The following is a 12,076-nucleotide window of genomic DNA, read 5'->3' on the forward strand; positions in this document are numbered from 1 at the left end:
CCACGACGCGGCTTACTCCCACTCGACGATGGACACGGAGGGCTGATAGTTGGATGAGCGATCTTCAACCCGGATCTCCAGGGCGGCTGTACCTGTGCCCTTTCCAAATTCCAGCGACGCGGCCTGCTTGTAGGGCCGCTGATCCGGTCCGATGCCCTCGATAAATGCCGTGATCTGATGCGCTCCCGTTTTCAGGTTACCCACGTAAAGACGCTGCATACCGCCGCGCTCAAGGGCAGTGACCTGACGCTTCGTATAAAGATGTGAGGCAACAATCTCGTCGTCGACCTTCAGTTTTACGGCGTCCAGTTTCAGGAACTTCCCGGTATCGACACTGAGAAAGACGGCAACCTGGGTGTTGGCCGGAAACAGCAGGTCTTCTTCGAGGATGAACAGGTCCCGGTTCAGGCGAATGACCTTCTTTTTCAGATCTTCCACTCGCTCGGCAACGGCTGTGTCTTCGTTACCCGCATCACTAACCTGGGCGAAGACCGGTCCGGCCCCTGCAAGGATCAATGCTATCAACAGCACATGAAAGGGATTATTCAGAAACGTTGCCATGGTCAATCTTCCTGCAAATTCAGTATTCAAGAATCAACGAGGCCCGGGTTACCAGTGCGTCGAAGGAATAGAGAGGCTCTTCACCCGGGAGATAGTTGCCGGCAGCGGTGACATCCCGGAAGTTGTCATAGTCGAAGCTCAGCCAGTCCACCAGAAGGCTGAACTGCAAACGATCAATGCCAGGGAGGGAAGTCTGCTTCCACTCGTAAACCGCGCCGGCCGCCAGGGTCGTCCCGGAGAGCGAACTCAGCTCCTTGTCCCTGGCAAGGTGAGTCTGGGAGTTCTCGAACGGGAAAAGATCGCTGTAAAAATCGGCCTCACCCTGGGTGTAGTAGCGGATGGAGCTCTCGAGGGTCCACCGCTCGTTGAGACCGTGAACATACCCCAGTTCGATGGTGTGGGCATTGATACCCCAGGTGTCGGAGAAGTAACGGTATTCAGCCCGGATAGAGGCCCGGTAGGGCAGGTAATAAAGGGCCCTCGCTGCAACAGACGTGCTGGTCCGGGTTTCCGGGTAGCGTTCTGGCTGGTATAGAAACGCCGTGGAATCATTCGGATCGAGGTAGCGGTTCTGACGGTAGGGGTTCTGCAGGAAGCCTTCATCTGTGACCACCTCGAGATCCAGACCAACCAGGCTGTTGCGGGTGACGACCTGGCTCAGGCCCAGCTGATAATTCCGGCGGTCTGCCTCCTCGCTGAAGGAATCGTTGCCCACCCGGCCAACTTCGTCCCAACCGCTGGCATAACCCATGGTTACGGTGGACATGCCCCCGAAAAACTCCTGGCTCACGGAAAAGTAGACGGTATTGGCCTCGTAATCGTTTTCCGTACTGTTGGTAAAACCCAGGCTCAGAACGGATTTATCGTGCAGATAATCAATGCCAAACGTGTACTCATTACGTTCTTCTTTATAGGGACTGGCAGTGGCCAGCACGTCGACAGAAGCGGCCGATACCGAATCGACGTAATACTGTCCGGAGAGCGAAACCTGCGATCCGACGCCTTTGCGCACCAATACCGAAGGGCCGTCGATCACCATGCCACCGCCATCATAGCGATGGTACAGAACATCAACGTTGTCCACCGGCAGGGTCGCCGCGGAGAGTTGGCCGGCCAATAGCAGAAGCGCTGGCAGGGCCAGAAGCATCTGTACGCGCCGGGTCCTGTCAGTTACAGCCACAACCACCTCCCGAGCCGCCCTCCGCGCCACGCGCCGATTCCCGTGCCTGATAGACATGGCGCATGTAGGAGTCTGCCTTGCCATGACGGCTAAGACTCATAACAGGATCCGCCAGGTTGTCTCGCTCATAGGGCTTTACCCAGGGCTTCACCGAACTGCAGCCAGACGTCGTGATCATGGTGATCGCGAGAGCCAGAGCAGTGAAGATCGACAAAATACGCATAACAGCTCCGTCCGAAAGTTACTCGCGCACCAGTTCGCGAATCTGCTGTTCATAGTCCTCTTCATAGCCCGGCTGGTATCCGTAATGGATGTAACGGGCATTGCCATCGCGATCAATCATCACCGTCGTCGGCATGGCCTGGACTTCATAGCGTTCACTGACCGAGCTTTCCGGATCGTAAAGAATGGGATAGTTCACAGGAACCTTGTCCAGAAAACGATGGGCTTCTTCCCGGTTCTCATCCACATTGACCGCGAGAATGGTAAAGCCGAGGTCCTTGTATTGGCTGTACAGCTCATCCATCAGCGGCATTTCCTGGCGGCAGGGCCCACACCAGGACGCCCAGAAATTCAGCATTACCACTTCGCCACGGTAATCCTCCAGCCTCAGGTTCTCCCCGGACCGGCTTTCCAGGGTAAAATCCGGCGCCGGCACGTTGATGGCCTCGGCGCTTGCCAGTGGGCTGATGCAGGCCAAAATGCCCGCCATTGCAAGTGATTTCATGGATGCTCTCATAGCCATTGCTCCTGTGTTCAGAAAAAGACGGACAGGCCGGTGCTGACCTCGGTGTTGATGGCGGATTTCTCCGCCCCCAGGACATCAATCCGGTAATAATGCTGCCGGACGCCAAGGTGAACAGAAACGCTGTCCGTCAACAGCACCTGGTAGCCTGCGCCGGCATTCAGGGTGAACCGGGTATCGCCAGCAAAATCGGTAGCCCCCGCCCCGGCAATCAGGTAGAAGTTGGTGTTGAATGCATAGTTCTCGGTGAGGAACGCCTCGCCCGGGAGCACGTTGTAACCGAGGTTGATGTTGTAGTAGCTGTAGTCCCGCTCACTGTTGGTGAGCACCTCCACGTTGCCCGCCAGTTTCTCGAAGCTGGTTTCACCCCCCTCCGCAAAGCCGACGCCGGCCTCGAAAAAGAAAGACTCGCTCAGGTAATAGGTAAGCTTGCCGCCATAGACCAGGGACGATTCAAAGTCCTCGATATTCAGTACACCCACAAAGGCCCCGATCTCAAAGTTTTCAGTATCGATCAGTGCTTCGGTGACCGGCGCCGGAGTTACATCAGGCTCAATCAGCGGCCGGTCATCCTGGGCTTGGGCGGCTGCGGCCGCACAGAGGATGGCCGACAGGCACAGCCGTGTCAGAAAAAGATGCTTAGTCCGATTTTCCATTCTGTCGCTTCTTCGTTGGTGGAGCGGGTAGTGAAGACCTTGTAGTCCTTCACTTCGGCACGGATGAAATATCGATCGGTGATGTAGGCCCTGACGCCCAGGCCGGCATGGCCGACGCTGTTGTTCCGCTCTTCGGGTTGAGCCAGGGTGGCCTTGGGATCAATCCAGATATGGCCGACACCGAGCGTGAAAAAGGGTGATACCCGCCAGTGCGGAAACGGCTGATGCACCAGATTGGCATTGACCATCCGGATTTCCGAGGCGCTGCCCAGAATCTGGGAGGCCCAGAGCTCCGCAGACAGGTTCCGGGTCATCCAGAAACCGCCATAACCGGCGGTCACCGAGGCACCGTCGAACTCACCCATCATCAACCCTGCTTCAACGCGGCGGTTACCGAATGCCTCGAAATCCGGCACCTGGAGATTCACCTTATTACCGGTGGCATCCGCGGTTCGGGCTATGTCGGCAACGGATACCCAGCCTTCCCTGCCCCGGGAATCTGTCACCTTGATCCAACTGGTCTTGCGTTGAAGGATGGTCAGCCACTCGCCTTTTTCGCTGCTGTGAAAGACCGGATAGCCGGTTGCCGGGCCGGTTCGCCAGGGGATAAAGGATTCGGTCACCTGCACCTGCGCCACCTCTTCCTCGCCCTGCCCCCACAGCCAGCCGGCCCAGCTCTGGGCGGGCAAAAACAATACAAAAATCAGAATGGCAATGGGCATGGCGCGAGTGTCAGTCCTTGGATCAGTCTTCCGGGGCATCGAACGGGTTGTTGAAATACTGGCCGCCAATATCCAGCCATTCTGCAATCAGTCTGAGTTCGGCGCGGGTCAGGAAATCCCTGTGGCTTCCGCCCTCGGCGAACATTTCCATAAAGCGACTGGCACGGGCGCCGTTGACAGACATGGACGCTGGCACAGGAACTGTTACCAGGATCGGCTGTTCGTTTCCGTTGGCATCGAGAATCGGATTACCTTCCTCATCCATGAGCACTTCACCGGAATCTACCTGCCTGTCCACCAGGGCCCCGTTCACCAGTTCCTGCTCGTTATCGGGGAAAAGCAGTTCCCTGTATGCCTTGAAGTGCAGGGGTTCGTCCGGTGATGGCCCATCGCCGAGGTCCAGCTGTCCCGCCGGCACCTGCTGCATGCCGGCGGCATCGCTGTTGGTATGGCAACCGGTACAGGTGTAGTCATCCACCACGGCCATGGTGTCCGGGTCCAGCACCTCCCGGTTTACGCCCCACAGCGGGTGAATGTGCTGTTCGTAATTGATCACAATCCGGCAGTTCGGTGCCCACTCGGCCGCACAGACTTCCGAAATAGGCTTCGGAGTCCGCAGGTCGGCGTAGGCAAGCGAAAAGCTCTCTGGTTTGGGGTCCACCGCGTCACCAGACCACTCATCCGCATAGAGCAGATCGGGCGCTGGCCGACGAATATCGTTGATGCGGGCGAACACCTCAGCCATGGTTTCGCCCATGTCGGTAAACAGGGCCGGATCGGTATTCAGGAACGGAATACCCGTGGTTGTCGCGCCCCCCCAGACCGAAGCGGGGCCTGCATCCGGTCTGCCGTGGGGCGTCGGGTTGTTCGGATTATGGCAGCCTTTGCATTCAAGGGTCTCGCCGGGGCGCACTGATAGCCAGTTCTGATGCCGGGCACCGATTCGCCGCCCCTGCTCATCCAGCACGCTGATGGCGAAGGCCACGTTCGCGGGCACCGCCACTTTCACAGAACCGTCCGGCTCCACCGGCGCGTAACCGAGAATTTCCCGCATTAACTGACCCCGGCTGCGCCCGAAAGCGCTGTTGTCAAAATCCCGGACATTGTCATCGGGGATGGCCACGGGTTTTTCCAGGCGCAGGAACCTGGCCGGCCGCTGGTTTGGTGGCGTCTGCACCGGATCAGCCATCACCTCAATACCGGCTGGCGTGGTATCCACGCCGTCAATATCGTACACGCTGCGAATATGTAGGACGCCATAGCCGTCATCCCCCAGCGCGCCAGCATCGCCGGTAAACTGGGATTCCGGAATGAAGCCTTCAAGGGGCCGGGCCTTCATCAGAACGGCTTCATCAAACTGGATACCTTCAACCGGGGAAACAACCGGCCGCTGGGTTTCGCTGGTTACGTCCAGAAGCCAGAGGCCATAGACGGGCTCTGCCGGCTGATACTCTTCCGACTGAAGGCGATCTTCTGTGCAGTTAACAATCCGGTCGGTGGCTATTTCGCGCAGACGGCAGGGTGTCCAACTGGCCAGGTATCGGTTGGTGCCATCCAACAGGGGCGAGACCGATCCGTAACTGCCTTTCAGCGATAACTGACCATCCAGGCCGACTCCGGGGACCAGCGATCGTTGCCCGGAACCTTCGGAGCCGTCGATGCGCAGGCTGGCCTCCACGAATTGCTCAACATCCACCTCTGCCAGTACCGACGCGTAATCGTCACTTTCAAAGGGTCTCAACTGCACCAGCAGGTTGCCGTTGTCGGTTTTACGGGGTTGCAGATACTGGATGCCAGTTGCCTCTGGCACCGAGTCGTGGGAATGGCGACCAAAGAGGTAGTCCAGTCCGGTTCCATCAGGGTTTACACGATAAAGGTTCAACCCGTTATTTCGGGTCTGACCCGCGTTGTCCCAGCGGCTGAACACAATGGTGCCGTCGTCGGCAACCATGGGGTCCAGATCATGGCTCTGGTTGAAGGTAATCTGCTCGATGTTCTGGCCGTCGGCGTCCATGACATGCAGAACAAATGCGGGGCTGTCACCGTCTTCCTCCAGCCCGGAGTACTGGGGCTTGCCTTCGTCAAGCAGGACGGCTTTGGATATCCGCTGCCGCGTGGACGAAAACACAATTCGCCCGTCCGGCAGATAGGCGGGGGCCACATCCTGACCGGCCCGGGCGGTCACATCCGAGGCTATGATCCGTTGGAGCGAATCGGCGCTGACATCGTACTCCCAGATGTTCCAGGTCGGCTGGTCCTCTTCATCGGCGTCCTCAATTTCGGGGGCGCGCATCGCAAACAGCAGCCTGGAGCCGTCCTGGGAGACGTGGAGGCCCTTCACGTCGTATCGCAACTGGCCGTTGTCATCCAGGAATTCCGGGCCTGAAAATGCCCGGGAGGCAATGTCCCTTGCATCGGCACCTGCCGCCGCGCTCGCCTTCAGGAACAGCCTGGCCCCGGGCCGGAAGGCCGTGGGGTCGGCCAGGTTGTCCTCCACCAAGGCACCGGTATTCTCATCAAACAGCAGGGGCCGCTCGACATAGGCCACAGGGTTCTCGACCACGACCGGATCCGCCTGCTGGCTGTCACTGCCTGAAAGACAGCCAGACAGCCCAAGCAAAGCTCCAAGGCCCGCCAGCAATCCGGCTGGACGGCGTATTTTCTCGAGCGATGGCTTGATTTCCAATTCGACAGATCCTGTTCCGGATGACATTCCATGACATAAATTAAGTCTGATCTGCCGTAAGGCTCCAAGGCTTTTACGTAACGCAATGTAATAACGTGGCCCACAACTCAAAACGGAGGATATAGCAAGCCGTAAACTTTTAACAAATGTCAAAAGGCTCTAATGTGCGAATGCTATCGATCACCGAGGGAAAGGACATGACCGCCCGGAACAGGATCAGAAGCCTGATCAGCAAGGCTTTCAGTACCGCAGTTCTCGTCGCACTGATGTCTGGACAGGCAGGCCTCGCCCAGGCCGGAGCCAGGGAACAGGCCAAGCGGATTCACGACCGGATTGCCGGCGTCCCTCCCTCCGCCAGCGTCCTTGATAACATGGCCAGCGATATTGCCTCTGGCAACGCGCTTGATGCGGCCTTCAGGGCAACGGATGATCCTGCTTTCTACACCGTAACCTTGAAGAACTTCGCGGCGCCCTGGACCAATGAGGCGATGTCAAGGTTCGTGCCCCTGAACGACTACATTGCAACCGTGATAGGCCTCGTGCGTGACGAACAGGACTTCCGGAAAGTCCTGTATGACGACGTTCTATACATTGGTGCCGACAGCCTGGGGCTTCCAGCCTACTCCCGAAGCAACAACGATCACTATGAAGCCATGGAAACCACGGGGGTGGATCTCAGCGATAAAGACAAACTGATAGCATCAACACAGTCAGCATGGAACGGATTGCCCGCATCCGCGACCGCCGGCGTTATCACCTCCCGCGCCTCGGCCCGGGCGTTCTTCAGTGCCGGCACCAACCGCGCCATGTTCCGGTTCACACTGCTCAATCACATGTGCAGCGACCTGGAGCAGGTGGCTGACGTCAGCCTGCCCCCGGACCGTATCCGTCAGGATGTGTCCCGCAGTCCCGGAGGCGACAGCCGGGTTTTCCTGAACAACTGCGTGGGCTGCCACAGCGGCATGGATCCGATGACCCAGGCCTTTGCCTATTACAACTTCGAATACAACCCGGACAGTGACCCCGACGGCGAGTTGGGCCAGTTGGTCTACAACGCCATTGGCGAAACGGACCCTGAAACCGGGTCCAGGGTGCAGGCCAAGTATCACATCAACGCCGCGACCTTCGAGCAGGGCTATGTCACGCCGGACGACAGCTGGGATAACTACTGGCGCCAGGGCGCCAACCGGCGTCTGGGCTGGGATCTGTCGTTGCCGGGCGCCGGCAGCGGCGCGAAAAGCCTGGGCCAGGAATTCGCCTATTCAGACGCCTTTGCCCAGTGCCAGGTGAAGAAGGTGTTTGAGAATGTGTGCCTGCGACCACCCTCGAACAGCGCAGACCGCGCCCAGGTAAGCAGGATGGCTACCAGCTTTGCGAGCCAGGGCTACAACCTCAAGCAAGTATTTGCTGAATCCGCCGTGTACTGCATGGGGGAGTGAGGACGCCATGAAAACGCCAAAAGGAAACCGAATGAGCTGCCTCAAATCAGCTATCGCGATTATCGCAACGTCCCTGCTGCTTGCGGCCTGCGGCGGCGAGTCCACGGAGCCGCTGCCGAACACGTCCGCAAACCCCGGTACTGTCACCTACAACGGCCCCGCCCCGGCAACCGACGACGTAGCCAACTTCAAGCGCAGTGTCTGGGATAACCTGGTTACCCAGGACAAATGCGGCGCCTGCCATGGTTCGGGCGGTCAGTCACCGACGTTTGTTAACCAGCAGGATGTCAACCTTGCCTACGCCCAGGCCAACAGCATCGTTAATCTTTCCGATCCCTCCCAGTCGCAACTGGTGACCAAGGTAGCCGGTGGCCATAATTGCTGGCTCACCAGCAATTCCGCCTGTGTCGATATCCTTACCACTTATATTTCTAACTGGGCTGGCGGCTCCGAGGGTTCGGCTAAAACCGTTGAACTTCGTGCTCCTGCAATAAAGGATCCGGGCGCAACGCTGGCATTTCCGACGGACAGCACCGATTTCTCAACAACTGTTTATCCACTCCTGACCACTTATTGCAGTGATTGTCATGCGGGCTCGGGGCCGGCCCCCTACCCCTTCGCAAGCCCGGATGTATCCACGGCATACAGCGAATCAAAAAGCCGGATCAATCTTGGAACGCCCTCGGCCTCAAGATTTGTTGAAAAGCTTCGCACGGAGTTGCATGGATGCTGGGACGACGACTGCGCCATGTCAGCGGACATGATGCAAATGGCAATCTCTGATTTTGCAGGGCTGCAAGAAAGCGAGCCGGTTGATCCGACAATGGTTGCCAGTAAGGCCCTGACTCTGTCGTCAGACGGACTACTGGCGAATTCCGGTGGCCGCTATGAAGACAACGTGATTGCGCTGTATGAGTTCAAATCCGGCGAAGGCCAGACCGCCTTTGATACCAGCGGCGTTTCGCCTGCACTGGATCTGACCCTGAGCGGAAACGTCGACTGGGTCGGCGGCTGGGGTATCGACCTTGGCCCGGCAGGAGAAAACGAGCAAGGTTTCATGATCCCAGCCGGCAAAGCCCAGGGGAGCACCACCGCCAGCCGCAAACTCCACACCCTGCTGACCGCCTCTGGCGAGTACAGCATCGAGGCCTGGGTAGCCCCGGGCAACATCACCCAGGAAGACGCCCGCATCGTCACCTACTCTGGCTCATCCACCACCCGCAACGTCACGCTGAGCCAGACACTTCAGCGTTACGAAGTACTCCACCGCAGCACAACCAGTGACGAGAACACACCCTTCGCTACCCAGGACGCCGACATGCTGCTGCAGGCAACGCTCCAGCACGTGGTGGTGAATTACGCCCCGGCGACGGGTCGCCAGATATTCATTAACGGAACACCCTCCGGCGATATCGACCCGGACGACGGTGGTCTGCTGAGCGAATGGGATGACAGCTTTGCCCTGGTGCTGGGCAGCGAAACCGATGGCAACTCGCCGTGGCAGGGTGCGATCCGAATGGTCGCCATTCATAACCGTGCCCTGACACCGGAACAGGTGCGGGCCAACTTCGAGGTTGGCGTTGGCCAGAAGTTCTACCTGCTGTTCGGGGTGTCCCATCTGATCGACGTGCCCCAGAGCTTTATCGTCTTCGAGGTCAGCCAGTTCGACAACTACGCTTACCGGTTCACCAGTCCTTTCTTCATCAGTCTTGACGACTTCGCGGAGCCTTCCGGTATTCCGCTCCGGGGCATGCGGCTGGGCATAAACGGTAAGGAAGCCACAGTGGGACAGGCCTGGGCCAACCTCAACGTGGTTCTCGACAGCGACGCCTACGAAGCTGGCACCGGCCAGCCACTGTCGCCCCTCGGAACCATCATCGCGCTTGAAAATGGTCCGGAAAACGACGAGTTCTTCCTGACCTTCGACCAGTTGGGCGGCAACAGTTTTGCCCGCACCGAACCGTCGCTGCTGCCTCAGCCGGCGCCTGCCGATCTCGATCCGTCGTCGCAGATCGGTCTGAAGACCTTCGATGAAATCAACGAGTCCATGTCCCGGATGACAGGCGTTGCCACGACCAACCCCGCAGTATTCGCGACTTACACCACCGTCAAGCAGCAACTGCCAACGGTCGAAACCATCCAGGGTTTCCTGTCGTCCCACCAGATGGCGGTCACCCAGATGGCAATCCAGTATTGCGACGCCCTGGTGTCCAACACTGAGCTGCGGCAAGAGATGTTCCCCGGGTTCGATTTTGCAGCACCAGCCAGCAGCGCGTTTGATGCCAGTGGCAAAAGCCTGATTACCGGGCCGCTGCTATCGCGCTTTGTGGGCAGCAATCTGGCCTCGCAACCAAGCGACAGTGAGATTCAGACAGAATTGGGCAAACTTATGGACAAGCTGACCCTCTGTGGTGCCGGATGTGAGCCCGACCGCACCGAAACCGTCGTCAAGGCAAGCTGTGCCGCCGTGCTTGGCAGCGCCACCACCCTGGTTCAGTAGAGGAAGCCGACCATGTTTATACGCAAATCCCGTAAAAAGCCCCTGGCCAACGGCAGCCCCCTGCTCCACGATGATCACGGTAGGCCAAGGACTCGCCGCGAGTTTATCGCCCAGGGGTTGATGGCCGGGTCCGCCACGGTTTTCGGTGCCTCGCTGTTCAGCCTGTTCGGGAACCCCAGGATGGCCTCTGCCGCGCTTTCACCCGACCTGGAAACGCTGAAGGCAAGCTGTGGCATTGCGGTTCAGGGCGCCGGCAAGATTCCGTTTATCTGCTTTGACCTGGCCGGTGGCGCCAACATTGCCGGCTCCAACGTGTTGATGGGTAAATCCGGTGGCCAGATGGACTTCCTGAGCACCGCCGGCTACAACAAGCTCGGACTGCCTGGTGACATGCTGCCCAACGATCCCGCCTTTGTGAATAACGAACTGGGTCTCGCATTCCACTCAGACAGCGGCTTTCTCCGGGGCATCCTGCAGAGCACCAGTGCGGGCACCCGTGCTGCAACCAATGGCGCCATCATTGCCGCCCGTTCCGAAAACGATACCGGCAATAACCCCCATAACCCGATGTACGGGATTCATCGGGCCGGCGCCGACGGTTCTCTGCTCTCCCTCGTAGGCTCCCAGAGCTCAGAATCCGGTGGTAACTCACTGGCGCCAATGAACCTGATCAATCCGGAGGTTCGCCCCACCAAGATTGACCGGCCGTCGGATGTCACTGGTCTGGTGGACGTGGGCGATCTTATCGGCATTCTGGATCAGTCGGATGCGGTGGCCGTGATGGAATCCATCCAGCGTATCAGCGACGCCAAGATGAACCAGGTAAACACCGGCATTTCCACGGACGATGTAGTCAAGGACCTGGTCCGCTGCGGCTACATAAAAAGCGCCGACCTGGCAGACCGGTTCGGTAATCCGGCAGAACTGAATCCGGAGCTGGACCTTGAAATTGTTGGCCCTACCGGCATTTTCAGCCGTGATGAGTTCAACAGCAACCGCGAGTTCCGAAAGACCGCGTCGGTGATGAAACTGGTGTTAAACGGCTACGCCGGCGCAGGCACGATCACCATGGGCGGTTATGACTACCATACCGGCGAGCGCGGCACCGGAGAACGCCGGGACGAACAGGCGGGGCGCTGCATGGGCGCCTGCCTGGAATACGCGGCAAGGGCGGGCATGCCACTGATGCTCTATGTGTTCAGCGACGGCTCGGTGTCCAGTAATGGCCGGATTGACGATTCCATGGATGGCCGCGGCAAGGGCGAGTGGACCGGCGACAACCAGCAGACTGCCGCCTCCTTTTTCATGGTATATAACCCGGCGGGCCGGCCAATGGCCATCCGCAACCAGATCGGCTTCATGCGCTCGGATGCCTCAGTGGAAACCGCCTCCAGTCCGGCCGCAAACAACGTTAACCAGCTAGTGCAAACCGTGTTACTGAATTACATGGCGCTGCATGGCGAGCAAGCTGATTTCGGCACCCGCTTTACCGGCCATGGCCTGGGCAACAGCACCATGCAGGACAGCCTGATTGCCTTCTCCAATGTGGTGAACGGTATGATCGGGAACTGATCAGGCTCGCTCCAC

At 58.7% G+C, this 12,076-nt stretch carries 10 protein-coding genes; 3 read left to right on the forward strand and 7 right to left on the reverse strand.

The window, feature by feature from the left end; all coding sequences use genetic code 11:
- Positions 1 to 12 precede the first annotated feature (12 nt).
- From NLK58_RS04495 to NLK58_RS04525, 7 genes are read right to left on the reverse strand one after another with little or no spacing between them, the layout of a single operon-like run.
- Positions 13 to 561 carry an AraC family transcriptional regulator gene (locus NLK58_RS04495; RefSeq protein WP_341582159.1) on the reverse strand — a complete coding sequence of 183 codons (549 nt, stop codon included), beginning with the start codon at positions 559 to 561 and terminating at the stop codon, positions 13 to 15.
- A 19-nt stretch (positions 562 to 580) separates the two neighbouring features.
- Entirely contained in the window at positions 581 to 1,741 is a 1,161-nt protein-coding gene (locus NLK58_RS04500; protein ID WP_376788066.1) for a DUF3570 domain-containing protein, read from the reverse strand.
- Positions 1,728 to 1,964 (reverse strand): DUF4266 domain-containing protein, encoded by a 237-nt coding sequence (locus tag NLK58_RS04505; protein ID WP_341582160.1) that lies wholly within the window; start codon positions 1,962 to 1,964, stop codon positions 1,728 to 1,730. Before NLK58_RS04505 ends, NLK58_RS04500 begins: the two co-directional genes overlap by 14 nt.
- Positions 1,965 to 1,982: 18 nt before the next feature.
- Positions 1,983 to 2,486: a TlpA family protein disulfide reductase gene (locus tag NLK58_RS04510; protein WP_376788067.1), complete on the reverse strand. Its 504-nt coding sequence runs from the start codon at positions 2,484 to 2,486 to the stop codon at positions 1,983 to 1,985.
- Between the two features lie 11 nt (positions 2,487 to 2,497).
- Complete coding sequence (locus NLK58_RS04515) at positions 2,498 to 3,142, reverse strand: outer membrane beta-barrel domain-containing protein (protein ID WP_341582162.1); 645 nt, start codon at positions 3,140 to 3,142, stop codon at positions 2,498 to 2,500.
- Positions 3,112 to 3,864, reverse strand: coding sequence for an SH3 domain-containing protein (locus tag NLK58_RS04520; protein WP_341582163.1), 753 nt, complete (start codon positions 3,862 to 3,864; stop codon positions 3,112 to 3,114). Before NLK58_RS04520 ends, NLK58_RS04515 begins: the two co-directional genes overlap by 31 nt.
- A gap of 22 nt (positions 3,865 to 3,886) precedes the next feature.
- Complete coding sequence (locus NLK58_RS04525) at positions 3,887 to 6,577, reverse strand: hypothetical protein (RefSeq protein WP_341582164.1); 2,691 nt, start codon at positions 6,575 to 6,577, stop codon at positions 3,887 to 3,889.
- 170 nt (positions 6,578 to 6,747) lie between these two features.
- Between NLK58_RS04525 and NLK58_RS04530 the strand changes: the two genes are divergently transcribed.
- Genes NLK58_RS04530 through NLK58_RS04540 form a run of 3 tightly spaced genes read left to right on the forward strand, consistent with a single transcriptional unit; the run spans position 6,748 to position 12,061 of the window.
- Positions 6,748 to 7,989 (forward strand): hypothetical protein, encoded by a 1,242-nt coding sequence (locus NLK58_RS04530; protein ID WP_341582165.1) that lies wholly within the window; start codon positions 6,748 to 6,750, stop codon positions 7,987 to 7,989.
- Positions 7,990 to 8,020: 31 nt separating this feature from the next.
- Entirely contained in the window at positions 8,021 to 10,489 is a 2,469-nt protein-coding gene (locus NLK58_RS04535; protein ID WP_341582166.1) for a LamG domain-containing protein, read from the forward strand.
- 12 nt (positions 10,490 to 10,501) lie between these two features.
- Positions 10,502 to 12,061 (forward strand): hypothetical protein, encoded by a 1,560-nt coding sequence (locus NLK58_RS04540; RefSeq protein ID WP_341582167.1) that lies wholly within the window; start codon positions 10,502 to 10,504, stop codon positions 12,059 to 12,061.
- Positions 12,062 to 12,076 lie beyond the last annotated feature (15 nt).

This window comes from Marinobacter metalliresistant (assembly GCF_038098645.1).
Lineage (GTDB): Bacteria > Pseudomonadota > Gammaproteobacteria > Pseudomonadales > Oleiphilaceae > Marinobacter > Marinobacter metalliresistant.